Origin of the sequence: Microbispora rosea, from assembly GCF_900156315.1 — a bacterium.
GTDB lineage: Bacteria > Actinomycetota > Actinomycetes > Streptosporangiales > Streptosporangiaceae > Microbispora > Microbispora rosea.
In genome coordinates, this window is record NZ_FTNI01000025.1 from 100,952 (window position 1) to 126,601 (window position 25,650).

The window sequence follows — 25,650 nt, forward strand, 5'->3', positions numbered from 1 at the left end:
CCCCAGGTGACGCTGCCTGACCGCGGGCCGGTTGCGTGGTTCCTCCACAGGCTGTGGACGAACCACCCCGCACCCACCCGCTTCTCCACACTGCGTCGTTTCTCCACAGCCCGCCGCGGCCGACATCCTCGGGCCCCGCGGAAAGTCCGAGCTTGCGAGGAGTTTTCGTGGGTGGGGCGACAACGCAGCGAGGTGCCGCTCTGGGCGACGCGACGGGGCGAGGATTGGCGGGAGGGGCACTAGCCTGGCGGGGTGCACGTGGCGAGCCTGTCCCTCACCGACTTCCGGTCATACCCGGAGGTCGAACTCGTGCTGGAACCGGGGGCGACGGCGTTCGTCGGGCCGAACGGGCAGGGCAAGACCAACCTGGTCGAGGCGCTCGGCTACATCGCGACCCATTCGAGCCACCGCGTGGCCACCGACGCGCCGCTCGTGCGGCACGGCGCGCAGCGGGCGATCGTGCGGGCGGCGGTGGTCAGGGACGACCGCCGGGCGCTGATCGAGATCGAGATCAACCCGGGCCGGGCCAACCGCGCCAGGGTGAACCGCTCGCCCGTCCCCCGGCCGCGCGACGCCCTCGGCCTGCTGCGGACCGTGCTGTTCGCCCCGGAGGACCTCGCGCTGGTCAAGGGCGACCCGTCCGAGCGCCGCCGTTTCCTTGACGACCTGCTCGTCGCCCGCGTCCCCAGGTTCGCGGGCGTGCGCGCCGACTACGAGCGGGTGCTCAAGCAGCGCAACGCCCTCCTGCGTACGGCCGCGGCGACGCGGGCGGGACGTCGGCGCGGCGGCCGCAGGCAGGAGGACGACGCGGCCTTCGCCGCCGCCGGCGCGGGGAACGTCCTGAGCACGCTCGAGGTCTGGGACTCCCACTTGGTGCGCCACGGCGCGGAACTGCTGGCGGCGCGGCTGCGCCTGGTGGACGCGCTGCGTCCGCTCGCGGCGAAGGCGTACGCCACGCTCGCCCCGTCGTCCGGACTCGCCGACCTCGAATACCGGCCGTCGGGCTTATCCACAGATATCCCCACCCTGGGGACAAACTGGGAACCACTGGCCGAGCACCTGCGGGCGGGCCTCGCGGAGGCGCGTCAGGCCGAGCTCGAACGCGGCGTGACTCTCGTCGGCCCGCACCGCGACGACCTGCTGCTGCGGCTGGGCGAGCTGCCGGCCCGGGGCTACGCGAGCCACGGCGAGTCGTGGTCGTTCGCCCTCGCGTTGCGGCTGGCCGCCTACGACCTGCTGCGAGCCGACGGCGGCGACCCCGTGCTGATCCTGGACGACGTCTTCGCGGAGCTGGACGGCCAGCGGCGCAGGCGGCTCACCGAGATCGTCGCCCCGGCCGAGCAGGTGCTTATCACGGCGGCGGTGCCGGACGACGTGCCTCCCGAACTGGCCGGCGCCCGGTTCGACGTCATGGAAGGGAGCGTGACCCGTGTCCGATGAGATATCCACAGGCGGTGGACAGTCCCCGAAGGGCTCGGTCGCGCGGGGCGCTGCGCTGGCGCGGGAGAAGCTGGCGCAGGCGAAGTCCGACGCACTGAAGCGGGGGCAGCTCCCCCGCAGCGAGCCGCGCCGCCGCTCCGGCTCGGGCGGCCCGCGGCGTGACTCCGGCGACCCGCTGCCGTTCGGCCGGGCGATCCGCGATCTGCTCGCCGCCAGGGGCTGGGAGCAGCCGGTCGCGGTGGGCGGGGTGTTCGGCCGCTGGGCGGAGATCGTCGGCCCCGAGCTGGCCGCCCACACCCGGCCGGAGACCTTCGAGGACGGCGAGGTGGTGGTCGCCGCCGACTCGACCGCCTGGGCGACCCAGGTCCGGTTGCTCGCGCCCACCCTGGTCAGAAGGTTGAACGAGGAGCTCGGCGACGGCACCGTGACCCGCGTCAAGGTGCACGGCCCCGGCGCGGGCCACCGCCCGGAGGGCGGCCTGCGCGTACGCGGGAGCCGCGGGCCGGGCGACACGTACGGCTGACGGTGCGACGGTGGGCGCATTCCACGGTGCCTCCGCGGTGCCTCCGCGGCCTGTCCGCCGCCCGTCCGCCGCCCGTCCGCGGCCCCCGTTACGGGCGCAGAACCGCTCCGCGCAGAGCCCGAAACGGCGCATCCAGAGCCCGAACCGACCCGTGAAGAGCGCCGAACCGGCCCAAAATCGCGTCTGAGGCTCCGACCCCCGTTCCGTGTGGGGGGTGCTCAGAAACATGATCGTCAAGCGACAGGGCACCACAGCCCCCGTGAATGCCACCTGATGTCCGTCGGACCGGTAGAATGTAAACGGACTCAAGGACACGTCCGGTTTGCGTCACCCCGGTCCCATGGGCCGATCTCCCTTGGGTGTGCGCATCGGGGCACTCACGACGGTGACGGGCACGGCAGGGGCAGCCAATCCACGGTGTCGCCCGCCGCGTGTCCGCGGCAGGAGGATTTCGCACTTGTCCTACGACGCTAGCTCTATCACCGTTCTCGAAGGGCTGGAAGCGGTCCGCAAGCGCCCTGGCATGTACATCGGCTCCACCGGTGAGCGCGGGCTGCACCACCTCGTCTACGAGATCGTCGACAACGCGGTCGACGAGGCGTTGGCCGGCTACAACGACCTGATCGAGGTCACCCTGCTCGCCGACGGCGGCGTGCGCGTGATGGACCACGGACGCGGCATTCCCGTGGGCATCGTCGCCGCCGAGGGCAGGCCGGCCGTCGAGGTCGTCTTCACCGTGCTGCACGCCGGCGGCAAGTTCGACAGCAAGTCGTACGCCGTCTCGGGCGGCCTGCACGGCGTGGGCGCCTCGGTCGTCAACGCGCTGTCGACGCGCCTGGAGGTCGAGGTCCGCACCGACGGCCACGTGTGGCGGCAGAAGTACGTGACGGCCAAGCCGACGGCGCCGCTGGAGAAGGGCGAGCCGACCGAGGAGCACGGCACGACGATCAGCTTCTGGCCGGACCCGGCGATCTTCGAGACGACCGCCTGGAACTTCGAGACGCTGGCGCGCCGGTTCCAGGAGATGGCCTTCCTCAACAAGGGTCTCAAGATCACGCTGACCGACGAGCGGCCCGACCACATCATCGACGGCGAGCACAAGGTGCTCACCTACCACTACGAGGGCGGCCTGTCCGACTTCGTGAAGCACCTCAACTCCAAGAAGGACGCGATCCACAACTCGGTGATCGACTTCGAGGAGCACGGCGACGGCATCTCGGTAGAGATCGCCATGCAGTGGAACGCCTCCTACTCCGAGTCGGTCTACACGTTCGCCAACACGATCAACACGGCTGAGGGCGGCACCCACGAGGAGGGCTTCCGCGCGGCGCTGACCACCATCGTCAACCGGTACGCGCGCGAGCAGAAGTTCCTCAAGGAGGGCAAGGACGACAACCTCAGCGGCGACGACGTCCGCGAGGGCCTGGCCGCGATCATCTCCGTGAAGCTGGCCGACCCGCAGTTCGAGGGCCAGACCAAGACCAAGCTGGGCAACACCGAGGCGAAGTCGTTCGTCCAGAAGGCCTGCAACGACCACCTGCGCGACTGGTTCGAGCGCAACCCGGGCGAGGCCAAGGAGATCATCAACAAGTCGCTCCAGGCGGCCCGTGCCCGCATCGCGGCCCGGCAGGCCCGCGACCTCACCCGGCGCAAATCGCTGCTGGAGAGCGGCAGCGGCCTCCCCGGCAAGCTGGCCGACTGCCAGTGGTCGGAGCCGGAGAAGTGCGAGCTGTTCATCGTCGAGGGCGACTCGGCCGGCGGCTCGGCCAAGGGCGGGCGCGACCCCAAGTTCCAGGCGATCCTCCCGCTCCGCGGCAAGATCCTGAACGTCGAGAAGGCCCGGATCGACAAGGTCCTCAAGAACAACGAGGTCCAGGCGCTCATCACGGCCCTCGGCACCGGCGTCCATGACGAGTTCGACATCTCGAAACTGCGCTACCACAAGCTGATCCTGATGGCGGACGCCGACGTGGACGGCCAGCACATCACCACGCTGCTGCTGACGCTGCTGTTCCGTTTCATGCGTCCGCTGATCGAGGCCGGGCACGTCTACCTGTCCCAGCCGCCGCTCTACAAGATCAAGTGGGACCGCAAGGGCGAGGACGCGTCGTACGCGTACTCCGACTGGGAGCGAGACGCGATCATCGAGGACGGCGTCGCCCGCGGCCGGCGCGACCCCCGGCTCCACGACGGCGTGCAGCGGTTCAAGGGTCTGGGCGAGATGAACGCCGCCCAGCTGTGGGACACCACGATGAACCCCGACACCCGGGTGCTGCGCCAGGTCACCCTCGACGACGCCGCCCAGGCCGACGACCTGTTCAGTGTGCTGATGGGTGAGGACGTCGAGGCCCGCAGGAACTTCATCATCACCAACGCACGCGACGTCCGCTTCCTCGACGTCTGAGCAAGCGTGGCCGACCAGAAGGACTTTTCGTGACGGAAGTGAACACGCCGCCTGGGCCTCCCGCCGATCGCATCGAGCCGGTCGACATCCAGGCCGAGATGCAGCGCAGCTACATGGACTACGCGATGTCCGTCATCGTGTCCCGCGCGCTGCCCGATGTCCGCGACGGCCTCAAGCCCGTGCACCGCCGCGTGCTGTACGCGATGTTCGACGGCGGCTACCGGCCCGACCGCGGCTACTTCAAGTGCTCCCGCGTCGTCGGCGACGTCATGGGCTCCTACCACCCCCACGGCGACACGTCGATCTACGACACCGTCGTACGGCTCGCGCAGCCGTGGTCGCTGCGTTACCCGCTCGTCGACGGCCAGGGCAACTTCGGCTCGCCGGGCAACGACCCGGCCGCCGCGATGCGGTACACCGAGTGCCGTCTCGCGCCGATCGCCATGGAGATGCTCCGGGACATCGACAAGGAGACCGTCGACTTCCAGCCCAACTACGACGGGCGGTCGCAGGAGCCGATCGTCCTTCCGTCGCGGTTCCCGAACCTGCTGGTCAACGGATCCGCCGGCATCGCGGTCGGCATGGCGACGAACATCCCGCCGCACAACCTCCGCGAGGTGGGCGAGGCCGTCAAGTGGGCGCTCGACAACCCCGAGGCCACCGACGAGGAACTGCTCGAGGGGCTGCTCGCGCGGGTCAAGGGTCCCGACTTCCCGACCGGCGCGCTGATCGTGGGCCGCCGTGGCATCGAGGACGCCTACCGCACCGGCCGCGGCTCGATCATCATGCGGGCCATCGTCGAGGTCGAGGAGGACCCGAAGGGACGGCAGTGCCTGGTCGTCACGGCCCTGCCGTACCAGGTGAACCCGGACAACCTCGCGCTCACGATCGCCGAGCTGGTCAGGGACGGCAAGGTCACCGGGATCGCGGACGTCCGCGACGAGACGTCCTCGCGCACCGGCCAGCGGCTCGTGATCGTGCTCAAGCGCGACGCGGTCGCCAAGGTCGTGCTGAACAACCTCTACAAGCACACCCAGCTCCAGACCACGTTCGGTGCGAACATGATCGCGCTGGTGGACGGTGTGCCGCGGACGCTGCGCCTCGACCAGTTCGTCCGGCACTACATCACGCACCAGATCGAGGTCGTGGTCCGGCGGACCCGGTTCCTGCTGCGCAAGGCCGAGGAGCGGGCCCACATCCTGCGCGGCCTGCTCAAGGCGCTCGACCGGCTCGACGACGTCATCGCCCTGATCAGGCGGTCGCCCTCGGCGGCCGAGGCGCAGGGCGGCCTGATGACGCTGCTGGACATCGACCAGGTCCAGGCGCAGGCCATCCTCGACATGCAGCTGCGCAAGCTGGCCGCGCTGGAGCGGCAGCAGATCCAGGACGAGTACGACGGCCTGATGGCGCAGATCGCCGACTACCAGGACATCCTGGCCTCCGAGCCGCGGCAGCGCCGGATCGTGTCGGACGAGCTCGGGGAGATCGTCTCCAAGTACGGCGACGAGCGCAAGACCGAGATCATCGCGTACGAGGGCGACATGTCCATCGAGGACCTGATCGCCGAGGAGGACGTGGTCGTCACGATCACGCGCGGTGGCTACGCCAAGCGGACGAGCACCGACCTCTACCGGGCGCAGCGGCGCGGCGGCAAGGGCGTCAGGGGCGCGCAGCTCCGCCAGGACGACATCGTGGAGCACTTCTTCGTCACCACGACGCACCACTGGCTGCTGGCCTTCACCAACAAGGGCCGGGTCTACCGCTTCAAGGCGTACGAGCTGCCGGACTCGGGGCGGGACGCCCGCGGCCAGCACCTGGCCAACCTGCTCGCCATGCAGCCCGACGAGCACGTGATGGAGATCCTCGACCTGCGGGACTACAACGTCGCGCCCTTCCTGGTGCTGGCCACCCGCAGCGGCCTGGTGAAGAAGACGCGGCTGTCCGAATACGATTCGCCGCGATCCGGTGGCCTGATCGCTATCAATCTGCGCGAGGATGACGAGGTGATCGCCGCCCGTCTCGTCTCCGAGGGTGACGACCTGCTGCTCGTGTCCAAGAACGCGCAGTCGATCAGGTTCACGGCCTCGGACGACGCGCTGCGCCCGATGGGCCGCGCCACCAGCGGTGTGATCGGCATGCGCTTCGTCGACGGTGACGAACTGCTCGCGATGAACGTCATGAGCGACGGCGATGACGTGTTGATCGCGACCGAGGGTGGGTATGCGAAGCGGACACCCGCCGACCAGTACCCGGTCCAGGGCCGGGGCGGCAAGGGCGTACTGACGGCGAAGATTGTCAGCGCTCGTGGCAAGCTGGTCGGAGCCGTCATGGTGCGTCCCGAGGACGAGGTCTTCGCGATCACCTCTGCCGGTGGGGTGATCCGTACCAGCGCCGGCGAGATCAAGCAGTCGGGCCGCCAGACCATGGGCGTCCGCCTGATGAACCTGGCCGAGGGTGACAGCGTTGTGGCCCTCGCTCGCAACGCCGAGTCGTTGGAGACCGAGGAGAACGGGGCAGGAGGCGAGGCATGAGCGAGCGTAGCGGGCGAAGCGCTGAGCACAGCGCGATTCGCGGATGCGCACCCGAGCCGTCAGATGAGGGCGTGGCATGAGTGACACCGGCGGACCGCGGACACCGGGCGGCAAGCAGAGACCCACGGGCGCCCGCCCGGCGTCGTCTTCGAACGGCGTTACCGCACGGGCGCACGATGGCGGTAGCGTCGCCAAGGTGGCTTCCGAAGGAGATGACGTGACCGCCGCCGACAAGGCGAAGGCCGACGACACCATGCGCATCCGGACCTCGGCCGCCGACCAGCCATGGAAGCGGCAGCCGGGCACGGACGGCGCGTCCGAGAACGGCAGGTCCGAGAACGGCAGGTCTGACGGCGGTGGAGCGACCGCGCAGTACCCCCGGCCCGCCGGCCTCGGTACGTCCACACCCCCTGTGGACAACGGCCGTCCGCCTGTGGAAAACGCTCGTCCCTCCACGGACGCTCGTCCTTCCGTGGACGGCGGTTCCGTACGCGGCCTGAGCTTCGGGCCGGGGCCGGGCGGAGACCGGGCCGAGCCCTCCAAGAAGGACAAGGACAAGAAGCTCGGCGTGCGCCCGCCGCGCAAGGCCCACCTGGTCCTGCGCAGGATCGAGCCGTGGTCGGCGATGAAGTTCAGCTTCGTCGTGTCGCTGGTGTGCTTCGTCGTGCTGTTCGTGGCCGTCGCCGTGCTGTACGGCGTGCTGTCGGCACTCGGCGTCTTCTCCTCGATCACCGACACCGTCAACCAGCTCACCAGCGGCGCCGGTGGCGCCGGGGCCGGCACGATCGACATCGCGAAATGGTTTGAGCCGGTCCGCATCCTCGGGTACGCGGCTCTGCTGGGCGCGCTGAACGTCGTGCTCATCACCGCGCTGTCCACCCTCGGTGCCGTGATCTACAACATCTCCGCGGACCTCGTGGGCGGTGTCGAAGTCACCTTCAGCGAAGCCGAGTGACCCTACCGGTACGGCAGGCCGCCCACACGAGCGGCCCGCCGTACGGATGCGCCTCGATGGCACGACCACGGGCCCGGAGACGGTAAGCTTTTCCTCGTTCGGAACGACGGATTCGCCACCGGAAACGGGATACGGTAACCTTCGTTGCGCGGTGCGGGGCTATAGCTCAGTCGGTTAGAGCGCTTCCCTGATAAGGAAGAGGTCCCAGGTTCAAGTCCTGGTAGCCCCACCACGAAGTACCAGCTCAGAGGCCAGATCCCAAGATCCGGGATCTGGCCTTTTGATCGTCTGACCGTCATCTGACCGTCGCGCTGTCCGTCACCAGCGGGCACCGGTGAGTTCAAGTAAGTTCGCACGTACCCTTCTCCAGAAGGGCAGGCGGCATGGCAAGCGTGCACGTCCCGTTCAGCTAGCCGCGCGGGACGAGAATTCGGCGGTGCTGGCCAGCAGGATCAATAAGTGGGAAGGGTCTCGCCAGGCTGCGCGAGGCAGAGCTGCGTCAGGGACCGCCTTGGGGGGAGCGGGCCCGGCTGAGGACTACTGCATCATGTGAGCCGCAGTCGAATCACCAAAAAGCCGTACGACGCCTGATACTGCGCAAAGTAAGCTGTCGAAGGTCGCACTTGATCCCTTCGTCCCCCAGAAGGGCTGCCCATGATCCACGATGCGCAGCTGCTGCTCGGCCTGTCACGGCATCTGTCTGCATATTCGATATCTCCGGTACACGCAGCCCTTGACTCGCTGCAGTTCGCCGGCCAGGTCTATGAACTCGCGTGGCGTCTGCGGCAGTCTCAACTATCGTCGGCAGAGCGGATCCGGGCCATCGCGATCGAAGCCAAGATCGGCCCAAGACAGCTTGAGCGTGAGGTACTGCCTACTCTTGAGCAGCTTGGGTGGGTCCAGTGTCAGCGCGACACCAACGGCCAACTTCTTAACGTTGCAGCGCTCATCCCTCCGGCGAACGAACTCATCGCCAGCGCCTCGCGACTGCTGGACATTGTCCTCGCGGACCAGACGCAGCGAGCCGCGCTCACCATCCTCCGAGCCACGACCCGGCAGCCGCTTGAACGTACTGCGTGCCTCGCCGAGGCGGCGGCTCACGGTGAGCAGGAGGCTGAAGCCGCTCTGCGGCATCTCACGGCCATCAACCTAGTTCGCCAGGTACGTGGCGATGACGGCCGCACGGCCGTCTTCAACCCAAACATTTGGGTCGGCAACGAGAAGGTTGCGGCTGCCGCTCTCAAGACGGAGGATGCCCGCGTACGCACTGAGGTGGGGGCGCTCCTGGAAGAGGTCGGGGCATCTCCGGGACTACCCGAGGCTCATGTTACGAGTACCGAGCAGCGCTGGGTTGATTTCGCCGTGGGCGTTGGCTTGATCGAGCGGACGGTCGTCCAGACCGCGAACGGCGCAGAGCAGCGTTTCCTGTTCGCGCCTCACATGGGCCGAGATCCGTTCGGCGTGGCGCATGGTGATCCGTCGGGTCACGTGCGTCAGCTAGTCGGCAGCATGATCTACGCCTCGACATTCGCGAGCTGGAAGCTCAGAAGCCCGGGAGCATTCCTGTACGTGCTGATTCGTGACGGGCAGGCAGGTGGTCACGAACGGATTGCCGAGGACTATCCCATGCTGGAGACAGCGGGGACCATCCGAGTCGTAGGCACCGGTCGAAACGCGGCGATGCAGTTGCTACAGGCCGATGTCGCGGAAGCTGCGCTCGAAATCATCGATAGCCGCGGATCACACGTTGGCGGAAGCATCGATGGAGTCGAGTCCCTCGGCGACCTGCGCTCCTACACCCACCTTGAACGGGAGCGAGCGGAGCTAGCCAGCCGTGTCACGCTTGACGACGCCGACGCACGCCGGATCATCGACGCGCTGCGCGATACGACGGCGAAGAGGGACTTCTAGTGGCTGACCGGAGATCAACAAGACCAAGTACGCCTCCGCCCGGTGCGGACCTCGAGCGACGGGTAGCGCGACTGGAGTTCGCCGAAGGCGCACTCGCCCGTCTCCGAGTGCCTGTTCGTGTGGACGCCGACCCCGGTCGCGGAGTGCTGACTGACCTGGATGTGCTGGCGCTTGACTTCGATCGGCGTCTCCGGCTTACGCGCTCAATTCTAGAGTGCAAGAGCGGCAAGGGACAGGCCGGTGAACCCGACCGACTTCTGTGGCTCGCAGGACTTCAGCGGTTCGTTCGCGCTGACCGGGCTGTTCTGGTCCGCCAGACGATCACTCGTCGTGGGCGTGAAGTGGCCGCCTCGCTAGGGGTCCAAATCTTGGACGTGTCCACACTGGAGGGGCGGGAGGCGGCCCACGCTTGGGTGCCCAGCAAGTTCGCACACATTGACGGAGAGGCATGTGCGGCAGCTGAGACCCGAGCAGATGCGCACCTAAAGGCGCTGCCGCACCTGCCGTCGCAGCTCATCAGTTTCCTTCGTCACGAGGCGTTTCTAGCCAACCCGACTCGCTGTATCAATGCCCTGCACGCGCTGAAAGGGGCAGTGGAGTCCGGCGGAGCGCTTCCTCAGCCGACAGCAAAAATCCTGGCTAGTCACGCGCTCGTCACGTTGCTGTTCGCCGCTTTGCAGGACGCTGCACGGCTTGATGTCGTACCACCTGAGCAACTTCAGATCAGGGTGGAGCGGTCAGTCACTCTAGGAGACCCGGAAAACGACCGAATCCTTCGGGTACTCGACCAAGCCGACGCGCTGGTCGCGCTTATGGTCAACCGGATCCATGACAGCTACGCCGCCGCAGGCGCGCGACGGCAGAGTCTCGAACCGGCGAGCCTCAGGGAGCTTGTCGCCGATCCACCGACGTGGGTCGAGCGATATCTTGACTTCGTCCAACGGCTCAGAGCTAACCCCTCGGTCGCGTCAACCTTGCTACAGACGGTGGAACTGGCGTGCTTTGACGCTCTACTCGGGGACTCCGGCTATACTGCTCCCGCTTTCGGTCAGCTGTTTACCCCCGAACACCACTACCTGCTGGTAGTTGCCGTCCGGTTCCTCCGTGAAATCGCCGGAAATCAGATCGGTGAACAGGTCATGCCAATACTCGATCTTGACTTCGAGCGCGGAGCTCCGCCGCTGCCCGACCGAACTAATGGGTACGACTCGAGGGCGGCCGCTGCGAGTATGCCCACTACCGCTCGGCCCGTGACACCGACATAGATGCCGCGCGGGCGTGTTCGCGTGTACGAGTAGGTGATGCCGCGCGGCACGTGTCGCCTGGAGTTCGGCGACGGCAACGTAAACAAGCTCATCGTCCCCTAGCCGGGGGTGACCGGGTGCTTTGAAGCGCGGACCTCCCCCCGGCACCGCCGTCCTCAGCTATCCGCCGCCGGTAGCCCCAGTACGGTGAGGATCTCGATCGTGGGGACTCTGTAGAGGTCGCCAGCCTGAATCACTCGGCAGGGGAACTCGCCGCGTTTGACCAGGCGGTAGGCGGTGTTGCGACTGAGACCCAGGGCGCGGGCGGCGGTCAGCAGAGGGACGACGGCCGGGAGGGCACGTACCTCCTCGATGGTCATGGGCGTCACTCTGCCTCCCCTCCTCTCTCCGCTCCGGCAGCCAGCAGGCGTGCTTTGGCGAGCGCGCAGTAGTCCGCGTTCAGCTCGATGCCGATGAACTGCCGGCCGAGTTGCCGGGCGGCAAGGGCAGTCGTTGCCGCTCCGGAAAACGGGTCCAGGACGGTGCCGCCGGGGCGGCAGCCGGCGGCAATGGCGCGGAGCGGGATGTCGATCGGGAATGGGGCGAAGTGGGCGCCGCGGTAGGGCCTGGTCGAGATGGTCCAGACGTCGCCGGGGTTGCGGCCGTTCGGGTTGGCCGCAACAATGGCACGGTGGTTCGGGCGGCTGCCGGTGCCGTGCAATGGGCTGGCTGACTCCGGCGTGGCGACCGGTGGCCAGGGGGTCTGGATGGCGTTGGGCTTCATCCCCCCGCGCCGCGCCCGGCGGGATAGTGATCGGTTGCCGGTGTACTGCTCGCGGATGGCGTCGAGGTCGAACCAGTAGAAACGCTGCTTGACGAGCAGGAAGATCAGCTCGTAGCGGGTGGAGAGCCGGTCCAGGACCGGCTGCGGCATGGCGTTGGGCTTGGACCAGACGATCGCGTTGCGCAGGATCCAGCCGTCCTGTTGGAGGGCGAAGGCGACCCGCCAGGGCATGCCGAGCAGGTTCTTGGGCGGCACGGCAAGCCGAGAGCGAGGGCGTACGACCGGTTGCCGTTGGTTGTAGCTGTCGCCGCGGGCGTAGCCGTCGGAGTTGGCGGCGTAGACGTCGCCGAGGTTGAGCCAGCAGGTGCCGTCGTTGGCCAGGACCCGCCGGGCCTCCGCGAAGGTGGCGCGGAGGTTGTCCACGTACTCGTCGGTCGTCGACTCCTGGCCGTACTCGTCGGGGCAGTGGTCGCGCAGCCCGTAGCAGGGCGGGCTGGTCACCAGGCAGTCCACGGATCGGTCGGGCATCTCGGAGAGCACTTCGCACGCGTCGCCGAGGTGCAGGGTGGCGTGGTCGTCTCGCCAGTACGGAACCCTCATCGCGCCTCCTCCTGCACGGAGAGAGCCCTCATGAGAGTGGCCCGCTCGGCCGAGGCCGGCTGGCAGTGGACCTGTAGCCAGGTTGTGTTCGTTACTTCCATTTCTGTTTCGGGGCGGAACTCAGATACGCGCTTCGAGTGCAGCAGCGGCCTTCGGCACCGCTCTGGCGTGAGCTGTCCGCCCTGGTGAGAGCACCCAGTACCTCTGGCGTCGCTCTGGCGCACGCCTCTCCAAATGCCGCACCCACGAACGCCAGAGGCGTGCCAGAGGTTCTCGGGGATTGGCGCCGGAGCCGTGCCAGAGGCCCCTCCTACAACCGGGTTCGACGAAGCGAAATCCCTCTCGCCGTGGAGAACCTGATGAGCACGAACCCATCCGACATTGCTGGCCAGGACCGGTCACCCCTGGACATCGCCGAGCGCGCCTTCCAGATGCTCGCCTGCGCGCCCAGCAGCCTCGCCATCGACGGCAGGGAGGTCGGGCACGGCCTCCCCCGCCGGCGAATGTCGCTGATCGAGCTGCGGGATGTGCTGATCCACCCCTCCTGCTCGAACGCCGCCCGCGACGCGGTCTGGCGGCTGCTCGTGACGCGGGCCCGGCAGGACGGGCCGCAGTGGATGGTGAGTGCCGTCGGCGTTGCCATACCGGCACTGCGCGGCATCAGCAGCAGGATCTGTCGCGGTTACGTTGCCGGAGACGCGGAAGACATCGACACCGAGGTCCTGACCGCGTTGATCGAGGCGATCCGTACGGCCGGCCTCGACAGCCCGAGCGTCTTCCCCAGGATGTGCGCCGCGGCCAAGCGGGCCGGCGAGCGCGCCCGGGAGAACGCGGAGGCGGGAGCGGCCCGGCGCTTTCCGCTCCAGGAGTCCTCACCCCCTGCCGTTCCCTGGGGACATCCGGACCTCGTCCTCCTGGACGCCGTTGCCAAGGGCGTCATCAGTGAGGTCGACGCCGAGCTGATCGGTATGACCCGTCTGGAGAAGCGGACCCTGGCCGACGCTGCCCAAGAGCTCGGCCTGACCACCGAAGCTGCCAAGAAGCGCCGCCAGCGCTGCGAGCCGATCCTCGTCGAAGCCGTTCTGAGCGGCGAAGTCGAGGCAGCCACGTCCCTAACGATCTCCTCCACCCCTTCTAGAGAGGTGGAGAAGGACGTCCCCATGACTTCCGCGCGGAGCCGGAGCTCGGATACGCAACCCGACACCACCACGAGGAAAGGAGGCTGGGGCAGCCTCACCGGCTCCGCGCGGATCCCTCACTTGCTGGCACTGCGGAAACCGCGGCGGCACGTCGTCCGCGTTCTGCTCGTCGTCGGCATAGCGGCGGCAATCGTTGCCGTCCTCGTTGCCGCGGCTCTGGCCGACGGCGGCAACGCGACTGCCGTGATTCGTGCCGCTGCTCCGCCGACCCGGCCAGACCAGCTCGACCAGGTCTTCACCAACCTGCGGAACTGGATCGTCGGGCTGCTCGCCACGCTGGCGACGCTCATGTGCACCATCGGCGGCCTGCGCTACCTGGTCGCCGGCGGGGATCCCGGCGAGGTTCAGAAAGCCAAGGTCGCTTTCAAGGCGGCCGCCCTCGGTTACGCCCTGGCCGTGCTGGCGCCGCTGTTCGTCAACGTGCTCAAGCACGTCGTCGGCGGGTGACGAGGATGGCCATCGAGATTCTTATCCACACCCTGTGGACTAATCCCTCACCCACTTCGTCGCCGGTGGTCGAACTGCCACCGCTTCCGAGCGGCCACACCCGGATCAGCTTCGGCATCGGCGACTGGATCACCAACCAGATCAACGCCTGGTTCACCGAGCTCGTCGGATCCGCGATCAAGCCGTTGCTGGACGCCCTGGCCGCCACGCTCCTGGCCACGCCGAGCATCGACGGTCAGGCACGGATCGAGGACCTGTGGCACGTGACCCTGGTCATCGCGAACGGATCCTTCATCCTGTTCGCCACCGTCGGCGGGATCCTGGCCATGAGCTACGAGACCATCCAGACCAGATACGCGATCAAGGAGATCCTGCCGCGGCTCGTCGTGGCCTTCCTGGTCGCCAACGCCAGCTTCCTGCTGACCAGCAAGGCCATCGATCTAGGCAACGCGATCGCCCAGGCGCTGCTCGGCCAGGGCTTCGACGCGCGCAGGGCGGCCAACGCGATCCGCCTCCTCGTCCTGCTGCCCGACGCATCGCCGATCTTCTACATCCTGCTCGCCCTGGTGGCCGTGGTGCTGCTCGTGGTGTTGCTCATCACCTTCGTGCTGCGGGTGGCCCTCACCACCCTGCTGGTGGTCGCGGCTCCGCTGGCCCTCGCCTGCCACGCCCTGCCTCAGACGGACGGCCTGGCCCGGCTGTGGTGGCGGGTCTTCACCGGACTGCTGCTCATCCAGATCTGTCAGTCCCTCACGCTCGTCACGGCCGTACGGGTCTTCTTCAACCAGGACGGCCGTGAGGTCATGGGGCTGACCGGCCGAGGCCCGCTCTACAACCTCCTGCTCGCCCTCGTCCTGCTGATCGTCCTGGTGCGCATCCCCACCTGGATCTCACGGGTGATGTTCCTGCCCGGCGGCCGCGGTCTCGGTGTGATCCGCATCGTCAAGTACGCCCTGGCGTACAAGGTCACCAGTCCGCTTCTCAGCGCCCTGCACCTCAAGAAGGGCTCCAGGGCCGGTGCGGCCAAGCGCGCGGTGAACACGGCAACGGTCAGGCACGCCCTGCCCGCCCTGGCGGCAGGCCCTGCCGGTACGGCTGCCGCGTCCGCTGCCACTGCGGCAACTGCCGCCACCGCAGCGCGCGGAGGTGCCGGACCGGCAAAACACGCCCCCGTCGCCGCTCGCCGTCCGCTCAATGCGGCCGACTGGCAGCCGGCGGTCGCCAAGCACGCTCCCAGTGCCCCACCGGTCCAGGGCAAGTACCGCCCGACGCCCGCGCCCTCGCGCCCGGTTCCGCCGTCCACTCCCGTCTTCGGCTACCCGCGCGAGAACTACTACGCCGCCGGGCCCGCCGGGCTCAGCCAGATGTACCGGCTGCGGAGCGCGGGAACCAGCTCGCCGCCTCCCCCACGCCAGACGGTCGTCCCTCCGGCGGCACCCAAACGACCGGTGCAGCCGATCGTGCCGCCGAACGCTCCCGTCCCGGGCTCCGTGGACTGGCCCGAGAACCCCGGACGACGTAAGCCGCCACCTCCGCCTCGCCGCCGTACACGCGGGCAGCGAGGGAGTGATGAACGATGAGCTGGAGCGATGCCGTCCGGATCCCCGCCGATGTGGAACAGCCCGACCGGATCGTCTGGGGATTCACCGCTCGGCAAGTGGCCATCCTCGCCGTCACCGGTGCGATTCTCTACCTCCTCTATACGACGCTCGGTGAGCGACTTCCTCTCGCCGTATTCGCGGCGATCACCTTGCTCGTGGCGGTGCTGGGAATCCTGCTGGGCGTCGCCACGCATGACGGTGTCAGCCTCGATCGGTTCCTCCTCGCCGCTCTCCGATACCACTGGTCCGCGAAGCGCCTGGTCTCGACGCCCGACGTGGTCGCACCCCCGCCCGCCTGGATCGTGGCCAGCCGCGCCCCTGTCCCAGCACTGCTCAAACTGCCGGCGCGCGGAGTGGCGGAGGACGGCCTGATCGACCTTGGGCCGGACGGAATCGTCGCGATCGCCGAAGTCTCCACCGTCAGCTTCGCCCTGCGGACCCCGGACGAGCAGGACGGGCTTGTCGCCGCCTTCGGACGCTGGCTGAACTCGCTGTCCGGGCGAGTGCAGATCCTGGTCCGCGCCGAGCGCGTCGACCTCGCCACGACGATTGGCGCTCTCGAGGAGCGCATCCCCCTGCTCCCCCACCCGGCATTGGCTCATGCCGCCCGCGAGCACGCCATGTTCCTGACGGATCTGGCCACCCGTCACGAGCTGCTGCGGCGGCAGGTCCTGCTGGTGATCCGTGAACCCGATGTCGGCGCCAACGGCACGACCGCGGCCGCGGCTCGCGCCTACCGCCGCCTGGCTGAGGCGGCCCGGCTTCTGGGCGCGTGCGGGCTCACCGTACGCCCACTGGACGCCGCAGCCGTCAGCGCGCTGCTGGCCTCCTGCTTCGATCCGATGGCCCCGCCCCTGCCTGCGGACTTGCTCGCCCACCCCGACGAAGTGATCAGCAGGGGAGGCCGCCGATGAAGTTCCGTCTCCGCCGTACGCCCGCTCCGCCCTCTGGCATCGGCCCAAACTCGATCCAGGTCCGGCCCCGCTGCCTGCATCTGGCTGACGGCTTCTGCGCCACGCTCGTCATCACGGGATTCCCCCGAGAGGTTGCCTCCGGATGGCTGGAGCCGCTGCTGGCATACCCGGGCCGGCTCGACGTCTCGGTGCACATCGACCCGCTGCCCTCCTTGGTCGCCGCCGACCGGCTCCGTAAGCAGCTCGCCCGCCTGGAATCAGGGCTCCGCTCCGACCAGGAGCACGGGCGGCTCCTGGATCCCGGCACGGAGGCCGCGGCCGAGGATGCACAGGAGCTGGCGTCGAGGATCGCACGGGGTCAGGCCAAGCTCTTCCGCGCCGCCATCTACCTGACCGTCCACGCCGGAAGCGAGCAAGAGCTCGACGATGCCTGCGCCCAGGTCCGCGCATTGGCCGCATCGCTGCTCCTGGACGCCCGGGTGGCCACCTTCCGGCAGATGCAGGGCTGGATCAGCAGTCTGCCGTTCGCGTACGACAACGTGGGCACGCGCCGGTCGTTCGACACGCCGGCCCTGGCCGCGGCGTTCCCCTTCACAAGCCCGGACCTCACCGCAGAGCTGGGTCCTACGGCGGTGCTGTACGGCGCGAACACCGCCAGCTCGTCCCTGGTCGCCTGGGACCGCTTCGCGCAGGACAACCACAACTCGGTGATCCTCGCCCGGTCGGGAGCGGGCAAGTCGTACCTCGCCAAGCTGGAGGCCCTGCGCTCCCTCTACACGGGCGTCGAGGTCGCGGTTATCGATCCGGAGGACGAGTACGCCCGGCTGTGCTCCGCCGTCGGCGGCGCCTACATCCACCTCGGCGCGCCCAAGGTGCGGCTGAACCCCTTCGACCTGCCGCCCAGGAGCCAGCGCGACAGTGACCCGCTCACCCGGCGCGCGCTGTTCCTGCACACCCTGATCAGCCTCATGCTCGGCGAGGCATTGGACAAGGCGAGCAAGGCGGCGCTCGACCGCGCCATCATCGCCGCCTACCGCAGGGCCGGGATCACCTTCGAGCCGCGCACCTGGAACCGTCGCCCGCCGCTCTTGCGGGATCTGGTAATCGTGCTCACCGATGATGCCGATCCCAAGGCCAAGGACTTGGCCGCGGGGCTCGCGCCGTACGTCACAGGGAGCCACCGGCAACTCTTCGACGGACCGACCAGCACCCGGCCGGACTCCCATCTGATCGTCTTCTCTCTTCGCGATCTGCCGGAGGAGCTGAAGGCGGTCGGGACGCTGCTGACGCTGGACGCCATCTGGCGTCGCGTCTCCGATCCCCACGACCGGCGGCCTCGTCTCGTTGTGGTCGACGAGGCGTGGCTGCTTATGCGGGATCCCGAAGGTGCCCGGTTCCTCCTGCGCATGGCCAAGGCCGCCCGCAAGCAGTGGGCCGGGCTCTCTGTGGTCACCCAGGACGCCGGCGATCTGCTCAGCTCGGAGATCGGCCAGGCGATCATCGCCAACTCCACCACTCAGATCCTGCTCAAGCAGGCACCTCAGGCGATCGACAAGGTCGTCGACGCCTTCCAGCTCTCCGAGGGAGAGCGACAGCTCCTGCTGTCCGCCGAACGCGGGGCCGGCCTGCTCACCGCCGGTGCCGGCGCTCAGCGCGTGCCCCTGCAAGTGATCGCCAGCCAGCGCGAGCACGACCTGGTGACCTCCTCGCCACAGGAGCTGTCTCGCATCGACTACGACGAGGAGAACTACCTGTGATCGAGGACCTCATCACCGACCCGTCCGCCCTCCTGAGCACGGCGTACGCCTGGCTGGAGACGCACGTGTGGCACGTGATCGCCTTCCTCGTCGGCCTGGACATCGGGCAGCTCCTGCTCGGACAGGCCCTGGTGCGCCTCCGCCACCGGCCCTGGTCCCGCGATGCCCGCTGCGTCGAGATCCTTGCGCCGCCGGTCGCCGACATGCCGGGCGCCGAGGCCCTGTGGGGCAACCTCATCGGCCTGCTCCGCCCGGCCTGGAAGCGTGCCCTGCTCGGGCAACCACACCTGGCCTTCGAGTACGTCTTCAGCTCCGGCGGCGTGAGCATCCGGATCTGGGTGCCTGGGGCCATCCCCCAGCATCTGGTGGAGCACGCCATCGAAGCCGCCTGGCCGTCTGCGCGTACCCAAGTGCGGGAAGCGACGCCGCCCGTGCCCCCCACTGGCCTGTCGTACGGCGGACAGCTGAAGATCGCCCGCACCGAGCGGCTCCCCATTCGGCACGACCACAACACCGACCCGATCCGGGCGCTTGTTGGTGCGGCCGTCGGCATGCCCGCATGGCAGCACGCCGCTGTGCAGATCCTCGCCCGGCCGGCGACCGGACGCCGCCTCACCAGCACGATCAAGAGCGGACCTGCCGGGCTGGTGCGGGCCGGTCTCGACCTGCTTACTCCCGGGCCGATGCACCAACACCTGCATCCTCAGCACCTGCGCCAATACATGAAGGATCGGACGGCCCAACTGGAGGAGTCAGCAGAGGCCCGCGCCATCAGGGACAAGTCGCTCCGGCCGCGTTACGTTGTCGCGGTCCGCTACGCCGTACATGCCGACCCGCCTACCAGCGGTGACGAGTCGGCGATGAAAACGGCGCGGGCAGCCAGGCGGAACGCGATCCGGGGGCGCGCACACGCGATTGCTTCGGCATTCGCCCTTTTTTCCGGGCACAACCGGCTCGAACGGCAACACCTGCCCCTGGCTGCCGCGCAGCTCGCGGGACGGCGACTCGGCAAGGGTTTCCTGCTCTCCCTGCCCGAGCTCGCGGCACTCGCCCACCTACCGCTCGACGTCGCGGTGCCCGGACTCCAGCGGGCCGGCGCCAACAGCGTCCCGCCTTCACCGCAGATCGCGTACGGCGGGGAGCACGCCAAGGTGCTCGGCCTCTCTGACACCGGGCACGGACGGCCGGTCGCCCTGCGCGTCGCCGACTCCTTCCATCATGTGCACGTCCTCGGTCCGAACGGCACCGGCAAGTCGACGCTGCTCGCCCAGATGATCCTCTCCGACATCGAGGCCGGACGTGGAACCGCGGTGATCGAGGCGAAAGGCGACCTTATCAGCGATTTGCTGGGCCTGATCCCCCAGTCCGCCGCCGACAAGGTCGTCCTGATCGATCCCGACGACCGGCACGCCCGCCCCTCGCTCAACGTCCTCGGCGGCGCCGAGCTGGATCGAGGCGTGGACAACCTCGTCGGCATCTTCCACAAGATCTACGCCGACTATTGGGGACCTCGTACCGATGACATCCTGCGTGGCTGCGCTCTGACCCTGGCCTCGTACGGCGGCACCCTGGCCGACGTTCCCACACTGCTCATCGACGCCGAATTCCGTCGCCGTCTCGTCGCCGGCGTGCGCGACCCGCTCCTACTCGGCTTCTGGCAGTGGTACGAGAGCCTGTCCGACTCCGCCAAGGCTCACGTCACCAGCCCGATCATGAACAAGCTGCGGGCCTTCCTGCTCCGGCCGTTCGTCCGCGACGTCCTCGGCTCCGCACAATCGACCTTCGACCTCGGCGACGTGCTGGACGGGGGGATCCTGCTCGTCCGGCTTCCTAAGGGAGTGCTCGGCGACGACAGCGCCCGTCTGCTTGGCTCCATGGTGCTGGCGCAGATCTGGCAGGCCGCGTCACACCGCGCCAAGCTCGGCAAGCAGCGTTCGCCGGCCGCGCTCTATGTCGACGAGGCGCACAACTTCCTCACGCTGCCGCACGCACTCAGCGACATGCTCGCGGAGGCCCGGGCGTACCGGCTCTCGCTGGTGATCGCTCACCAGCACCTCGCCCAGCTTCCGAGGGAACTCCGCCAGGCCATCTCCTCCGACGCACGCAACAAGATCTACTTCTCGCTGTCCCCTGAGGACGCCCGGGAGGTCGAGCACCACTTCACCCCCTACCTGCGAGCGCACGACCTAGCCAACCTCGGGGCCTATCAAGCCGCCGCCCGCCTCATGTCGCGGTCCTCCGAGGCGCCTCCCTTCACACTGCGCACCCGGCCGCTCCCCGAACCCTCGCGCGAGGTCGAGCGCGTCGTCAGGGCCGCGGCGGCCAAGGCCCACGGGCGTACCACGACCACACCGCCCACGATCCGCCGGGACGACCCCCGGCTCCACCACTGAAGGAGAAGCAGATGTCCACGACCCGATTCACTCCCACGGTCCTGGCCCAGCTCGCTGCCCGGCTCACAGCGCGGGATCGCGAGTTGCTGCGGATGGTCAGAGACCAGCGTGTCCTGACTTCGACACAGATCGCCCAGATCGCCTTCGACACGGACGACGCCGCGCGCAAGCGCCTGCTCGCGCTGAACCACATGGGCGTGCTCGACCGCTTCCGGCCCAACCTGCCGCCGGGCATGGGCACCGCGCCGTACCACTACGTCCTCGGTCCTGCCGGGGCGGCGGTGCTCGCCTCGGAGGACGGCGTGGACCCGAGCACCTCCGGCTACCGCCGAGAGCGTGTGCTGTCGATCGCCTATAGCCAGCGTCTCGCGCACACCGTCGGTACCAACGGCTTCGGGGCCGAGTTGCGAGCCTTCGCGCGGCGCTACGAGGACGCCGAACTGCTCGACTGGTGGCCGGAGGACCGTTGCACCACTATCTGGGGCGACACCGTCCGGCCCGACGCGTACGGCCGATGGCGCCAGGGTGAGCACTCCGTCGACTTCTTCCTCGAATACGACACCGGCAGCGAGCCGCTGGACCGCGTCGTGCGGAAGCTCGACGGATATGCGGCACTGAGCAAGGCCACCCGGGTCATCACCCCCGTCCTCTTCTGGGTGCAGGGCGAGCGGCGCGAGGTGAATCTCCGGCGCAAGCTCGTGCAGCAACCGGCGAACGCCTACGTGCCGATCGCCACCGGCAACCCGTCCGTGCTCGTCGGCCCCGTGGACGACGGGCCCGCAGGAGAGAAGTGGCTGCCCTCGGACACCGAGGGGCCTCGACTCCGTCTAGCCGGCCTGGCCCTGCACTGGCCTGATTTGGGATCGCGCGCGACCGCGGCACCGCCTGAGAACCCGGCCCGGGAGGTTGGCGAATGATCGCCGAGACCGGTCTGGGAGCCAAGGCTGTGATCGCTGGAGGGGGCATCGTGTCGGGTATCGCGTTGATCGCCGGGGTGGCCGGCGGTGCGAAGGTCGCCGCGACCTCCGGCGATACCGCGGCGTTCTGCTCGCACGTCCAGCCGAGCACTACGACGGCAGCGGCCGACCTGATCGGCGAGCAGGCGACGAACGCGCGCATCATCGTGGACACGGCGACCGCCATGGGGCTCCCCCGCCGCGCCGCGGTCATCGGGATTGCGACGGCTCTGCACGAGTCCGGCCTGAAGAACGACGTGGTTGGGGACCACGGGACGTCCTTCGGGGTCTTCCAGCAGCGCCCCGTCAGCGGGTGGGGGACCAAGGCCGAGGTGACCGACCCCCGCTACGCAGCAAGGGCGTTTTTCTCCCGGCTGGTCAGGGTGCCTAACTGGTCATCGCTGCCGCTCACCAAGGTGGCCGCGATCGTCCAAAAGCCTCGGGAGGATCTGCGCGGCGAGTACGCGAAGCACGAACCCCTGGCCGAGAAGATCGTGGACCAGCTGAGGGGACCGCAAAGCGCCAACAGCACGGCCCTGGAGCTTGGTCTTCCGCCGCACGAACTGCAGGACATACGGGCCAGCGTTCAGGCCGCCGCTTCACTCGGGGTTCCCCGCGAGGCAATCGTGGCCGATCTTGCCTCTCGCCTCGGGCAAGGCGACCGGGACCGCACAGGATCAGAGAGGAAGGCTGAGGAGATCCTCAATGGGGTTCAGCTCGAGCTGTGCGGTCCGCTGGGCGAACTCCCTGCGGGTATCGACCTCGGAGCCGGCCGAGGAGTGATAGCCGTGCAAGCTGCACTCGGCATGCGCGGAGTGCCGTACTCCTGGGGTGGCGGTGGCTCGAACGGGCCGAGCTACGGCATCGGTCGCGGCGCCGGCACCAAAGGGTTCGACTGCTCGGGGCTCGCCGAATACGCCTGGAGCAAGGCTGGTGTCAGCATCGGCGGCCACACCTCGGTTCAGTGGACCTCCGGCGTTCACGTACCGCGGCCTCAGATCAGGGCCGGTGACCTGCTCTTCTTCGCGACGAATCCACGGAACCCGTCGACCATTCACCACGTGGGGATCGCGTTGGACGACACCCGAATGGTTCACGCGCCGTCCACCGGCAGCACCGTCCGCGTGGACACCTGGGTCGGAAACCCGTATCGAGAACGGGAGTTCGCCGGAGCCGTCCGCCCTCGCTGACGTCTTCACCTATCTCGACCTGGGCTGACGGCCCCCGCACAAGTGGCCCTCGCGGCATCAGCGGTCAGCCCGTATCACCACGACCACGTCACTGCTGAGCCGTACCCAACACGGCCCGGTAGCGGTCGCCCATTCCCAGAAACACCACTTCGGAGGTTACTCATGTCCAAAATCATCACGCTCGTGGCCGCTCTGCTCGCCGTTGTCACGCTCGCGTCCCCTGCCGCTGCTAACGGCCCCGGCTGGAGCGACGGTGACAGTCGGTACGGCTACGTCCAGGTGAGCGCCGACCGCAAGCACATCAAGGTCTGCGACAGCTACGCCGACAAGACGTCCGTCTACGTCGAGTACGCCACCACCTACCTGCTCAAGCACACCGTGAAGGACGAGAAGGGCGGGGACTTCGAATGTGGCGAGGACAGCGTCTTCTTCGGGACGATCACCGTCTTCAAGATCTGCTTCCGGCACAACCACGTCAGCCGCGAGTGCAACAACCCCGTCTGGATCAAGCGGTAGCTCAGGCAGCCTCTGCAGGCCAGCTCTGTCCGCTGAACCCTTAGCCGCAGGTGAAGAAGGAATGGACCGGCGGGGGGAGCAACTCCAGAGAGCGGCTCCAAAGTGACGACCTCGCCGGTCCGTCAGTTGAAAACCCGCAGAGAGTCCTCGCCCGCGTCGTACGCCCGCGATCTATCCGCTATGTCTCGGAAGAACCACTTTTATCGTGACCGCTCCGCCGAAGGACTCCGCACGTCCTCTGCCTGTTGATCTCATCGATGGCCCCACCGGCCTGCTCTATCTGATCCCGTACGCCCCGCTCACCCTCGACGACTGCGAGGCGCTGTCCGCGATTCTGGCCGCCCGAGTGGCCGCGATGCGCCCTCTCACGTCAGAGGGTGGGTGAGCATGGGGTTCGGGCTGCCGCCGGCCTCAATCCGACGTAGGCTCATGAGCGACCGCTCTCACCGTTTTCTTGGTCGATTGCAGTGAGGCAGGTCAGGGCCGGTCCCTCTGGGGCCGGCCCTCTCAGCAGTAACGAGCTCGTCCCCCACCTGTCCGTCTTGCCTTAGATACAACTCATCCAGCCTCGCCGGACAGGTTGACCGAAATTAGGTCCGTCGAGCCTGTCCAGGCATCGGACGGGAGGCACTCTTGAGTCACCTCAGCCCCTCGTGGGGATGGAGGAGTAGATGCCGCTCGGTGGTGGTTTCAAGATGGCTCGTTCTGTAGTAGATACGAGAGTATGCGGAGCGACACTTTTCCCGCTTGGGCTATCTGCTCCCACCAAGCTGAGGGTTGCCTCGGTATCCAGATAGAGCCCTTTGGTCGATGCCTTGCACACCTGGAGCCTGAGGAACTTGAGGCGGCTCTCGAAAGATACCATCCCGGTGCAGATATAGATATATCCGGCACACGCATTGATGCCCGGTTGCTAGGCATGCTGCTCGCTGCATTTTGTGAAAAAGGAGAAGACCCTACCTTCGGTGACGCCAGGTTTCGCCAGACACATTTCGCTTCCATAGCCAAATTTGGCGCTACCAAATTCCTTGGTGACGTTTACTTTGTGGAAGCGCGATTTGATCGTGGGGCGCGTTTCGGTGCAGCGCTTTTTCAAGGCAATGTGAGGTTCGGTCATGCTCAATTCGGTAGAGATAACTATGTTGTAGATGCTCGCTTCGGAGGTGCGCACTTCTGTCGTGACGTCCGGTTTGGCGATGTGAAAGTCAGTGGATCCTTGATACTGAGCCACTGCCAGTTCGATCAAGGCATACATCTCGGCTCATTCCATGTGAGGGATCTCAATTTAGATGAGGCGCACTACAATGCGCATGTCGTGGTGGAGGCGACTGCTCGACGTCTTACTGCTCGCAAAACCGTATTTCAGGAAGGCGCGACCCTTCGGCTAGACGGTGTAGAGCAATGCGCTCTCGATCAGGCTGTTTTAGGCGGTCCTTCCGCCATATTCGGTCACCCCAGATGCAAGGTCACCTCACTGCGAGACACCGACCTTGGGCAGCTAGTTCTCGCCGACGTTGACTTAAGTAGTTGTCAGTTTTCTGGCAGCCATAGCCTGGATAAACTTCGCCTCGAAGGGCGAATAAAATTTGGCCGCACTCCGTCCGGTCTACACCTAGGGATGCACTGGATCCCAATTTGGTGGTGGACCCGCCGTCAAATTCTCGCGGAAGAAGCTGCCTGGCGGTCTCAGATGTCCCGCAAGAAGGCCGGCTGGTGCGACCCCCGTCATTCAGCTGACAAATTGGTGGACTTGAGCGCGGAGCGCTTGGTCACGCTCTATCGCTCCTTTCGGAAGGCTCGCGAGGACGGCAAGGACGAACCGGGGGCTGCAGACTTCTATTATGGTGAGATGGAAATGCGGCGTAAAGCGAATTCCACCCCTTGGGTGGAGAGGCGTATTGTTCTTCCCCTGTACTGGCTGGTGGCAGGTTATGGGCTGCGATCTTCGCGGGCTCTCGTCGCATTAACTGCACTTATCGCCGTCGGTGGCCTTACTCTCTCTCGCTATGGATTTGCAGCCAAGGGTCATGTCTATACCGCAGATGTAAAGCCGTTGTGGGACAGTTTTCTTTATGCGGTCGGGTGCATCCTGTCGCTTGACGTCAAAATAAATAATTTATCGGAAAATCTGACTCGGTGGGGCCAGGGATTGAGATTCTTGCTGCGGATTGCGGGCCCACTATTTCTGGGTATGGCGGCGCTTGCCATACGGAGCCGGGTCAAGCGGTGAAGCGGTAGATGTCGGCACAAGAGGAGGGATTCGGCGATTGAAGGGCGGTCGCGCC

At 67.4% G+C, this 25,650-nt stretch carries 19 protein-coding genes and 1 tRNA gene; 18 read left to right on the forward strand and 2 right to left on the reverse strand.

Annotated elements, in window-relative coordinates; genetic code table 11:
- The first annotated feature begins 252 nt into the window (after positions 1 to 252).
- The 8 genes from recF to BXA11_RS42480 all read left to right on the forward strand — a co-directional run bounded on the left by recF (position 253) and on the right by BXA11_RS42480 (position 11,029).
- Positions 253 to 1,440, forward strand: coding sequence for a DNA replication/repair protein RecF (gene recF / locus BXA11_RS29900; protein WP_076439890.1), 1,188 nt, complete (start codon positions 253 to 255; stop codon positions 1,438 to 1,440).
- On the forward strand, positions 1,430 to 1,963 hold the full coding sequence (locus tag BXA11_RS29905) for a DciA family protein (protein WP_030508585.1): 534 nt from the start codon (positions 1,430 to 1,432) through the stop codon (positions 1,961 to 1,963). The genes recF and BXA11_RS29905 overlap by 11 nt, the downstream gene beginning before the upstream one ends.
- A 457-nt stretch (positions 1,964 to 2,420) precedes the next feature.
- Complete coding sequence (gene gyrB, locus BXA11_RS29910; protein WP_076439892.1) at positions 2,421 to 4,367, forward strand: DNA topoisomerase (ATP-hydrolyzing) subunit B; 1,947 nt, start codon at positions 2,421 to 2,423, stop codon at positions 4,365 to 4,367.
- 29 nt (positions 4,368 to 4,396) lie between these two features.
- Positions 4,397 to 6,898, forward strand: coding sequence for a DNA gyrase subunit A (gyrA, locus tag BXA11_RS29915; RefSeq protein ID WP_076439894.1), 2,502 nt, complete (start codon positions 4,397 to 4,399; stop codon positions 6,896 to 6,898).
- A gap of 217 nt (positions 6,899 to 7,115) precedes the next feature.
- Positions 7,116 to 7,853 (forward strand): DUF3566 domain-containing protein, encoded by a 738-nt coding sequence (locus BXA11_RS41595; protein ID WP_239105220.1) that lies wholly within the window; start codon positions 7,116 to 7,118, stop codon positions 7,851 to 7,853.
- Between the two features lie 155 nt (positions 7,854 to 8,008).
- A tRNA-Ile gene (locus tag BXA11_RS29925) sits at positions 8,009 to 8,085 on the forward strand.
- Positions 8,086 to 8,507: 422 nt separating this feature from the next.
- A complete protein-coding gene (locus BXA11_RS44055) occupies positions 8,508 to 9,764 on the forward strand; it encodes a hypothetical protein (RefSeq protein ID WP_204053941.1) in 1,257 nt (418 codons plus the stop codon).
- Positions 9,765 to 10,138: 374 nt separating this feature from the next.
- A complete protein-coding gene (locus BXA11_RS42480) occupies positions 10,139 to 11,029 on the forward strand; it encodes a hypothetical protein (RefSeq protein WP_143734589.1) in 891 nt (296 codons plus the stop codon).
- Between the two features lie 155 nt (positions 11,030 to 11,184).
- Here the strand turns inward: BXA11_RS42480 and BXA11_RS29935 are convergent, their stop codons facing one another.
- Complete coding sequence (locus tag BXA11_RS29935) at positions 11,185 to 11,388, reverse strand: helix-turn-helix transcriptional regulator (RefSeq protein ID WP_076439950.1); 204 nt, start codon at positions 11,386 to 11,388, stop codon at positions 11,185 to 11,187.
- Between the two features lie 5 nt (positions 11,389 to 11,393).
- Positions 11,394 to 12,392 carry a DNA-methyltransferase gene (locus tag BXA11_RS29940; RefSeq protein WP_076439897.1) on the reverse strand — a complete coding sequence of 333 codons (999 nt, stop codon included), beginning with the start codon at positions 12,390 to 12,392 and terminating at the stop codon, positions 11,394 to 11,396.
- A gap of 347 nt (positions 12,393 to 12,739) precedes the next feature.
- On the opposite strand from BXA11_RS29940, the gene BXA11_RS44910 reads away from it, so the two are divergent.
- From BXA11_RS44910 to BXA11_RS42485, 10 genes are all read left to right on the forward strand, one after another.
- A complete protein-coding gene (locus BXA11_RS44910) occupies positions 12,740 to 14,038 on the forward strand; it encodes a hypothetical protein (RefSeq protein WP_076439898.1) in 1,299 nt (432 codons plus the stop codon).
- A 5-nt stretch (positions 14,039 to 14,043) separates the two neighbouring features.
- Positions 14,044 to 15,618 (forward strand): TrbL/VirB6 family protein, encoded by a 1,575-nt coding sequence (locus BXA11_RS29950; RefSeq protein WP_143734590.1) that lies wholly within the window; start codon positions 14,044 to 14,046, stop codon positions 15,616 to 15,618.
- Entirely contained in the window at positions 15,615 to 16,553 is a 939-nt protein-coding gene (locus BXA11_RS29955) for a PrgI family protein (RefSeq protein WP_076439902.1), read from the forward strand. Before BXA11_RS29950 ends, BXA11_RS29955 begins: the two co-directional genes overlap by 4 nt.
- Positions 16,550 to 18,310 (forward strand): VirB4 family type IV secretion system protein, encoded by a 1,761-nt coding sequence (locus BXA11_RS29960; RefSeq protein WP_076439904.1) that lies wholly within the window; start codon positions 16,550 to 16,552, stop codon positions 18,308 to 18,310. Before BXA11_RS29955 ends, BXA11_RS29960 begins: the two co-directional genes overlap by 4 nt.
- Complete coding sequence (locus tag BXA11_RS29965; RefSeq protein WP_076439905.1) at positions 18,307 to 20,703, forward strand: DUF8128 domain-containing protein; 2,397 nt, start codon at positions 18,307 to 18,309, stop codon at positions 20,701 to 20,703. Before BXA11_RS29960 ends, BXA11_RS29965 begins: the two co-directional genes overlap by 4 nt.
- A gap of 11 nt (positions 20,704 to 20,714) precedes the next feature.
- Positions 20,715 to 21,620 (forward strand): replication-relaxation family protein, encoded by a 906-nt coding sequence (locus BXA11_RS29970; protein ID WP_076439906.1) that lies wholly within the window; start codon positions 20,715 to 20,717, stop codon positions 21,618 to 21,620.
- Positions 21,617 to 22,849, forward strand: a complete 1,233-nt coding sequence (locus BXA11_RS29975; protein WP_076439908.1) for a C40 family peptidase — start codon at positions 21,617 to 21,619, stop codon at positions 22,847 to 22,849. The genes BXA11_RS29970 and BXA11_RS29975 overlap by 4 nt, the downstream gene beginning before the upstream one ends.
- A 162-nt stretch (positions 22,850 to 23,011) precedes the next feature.
- Positions 23,012 to 23,365 carry a hypothetical protein gene (locus tag BXA11_RS29980; RefSeq protein WP_076439910.1) on the forward strand — a complete coding sequence of 118 codons (354 nt, stop codon included), beginning with the start codon at positions 23,012 to 23,014 and terminating at the stop codon, positions 23,363 to 23,365.
- 205 nt (positions 23,366 to 23,570) lie between these two features.
- On the forward strand, positions 23,571 to 23,750 hold the full coding sequence (locus tag BXA11_RS29985) for a hypothetical protein (protein ID WP_076439912.1): 180 nt from the start codon (positions 23,571 to 23,573) through the stop codon (positions 23,748 to 23,750).
- A gap of 534 nt (positions 23,751 to 24,284) precedes the next feature.
- A complete protein-coding gene (locus tag BXA11_RS42485; RefSeq protein WP_143734591.1) occupies positions 24,285 to 25,595 on the forward strand; it encodes a pentapeptide repeat-containing protein in 1,311 nt (436 codons plus the stop codon).
- The last annotated feature ends 55 nt before the right edge of the window (positions 25,596 to 25,650 follow it).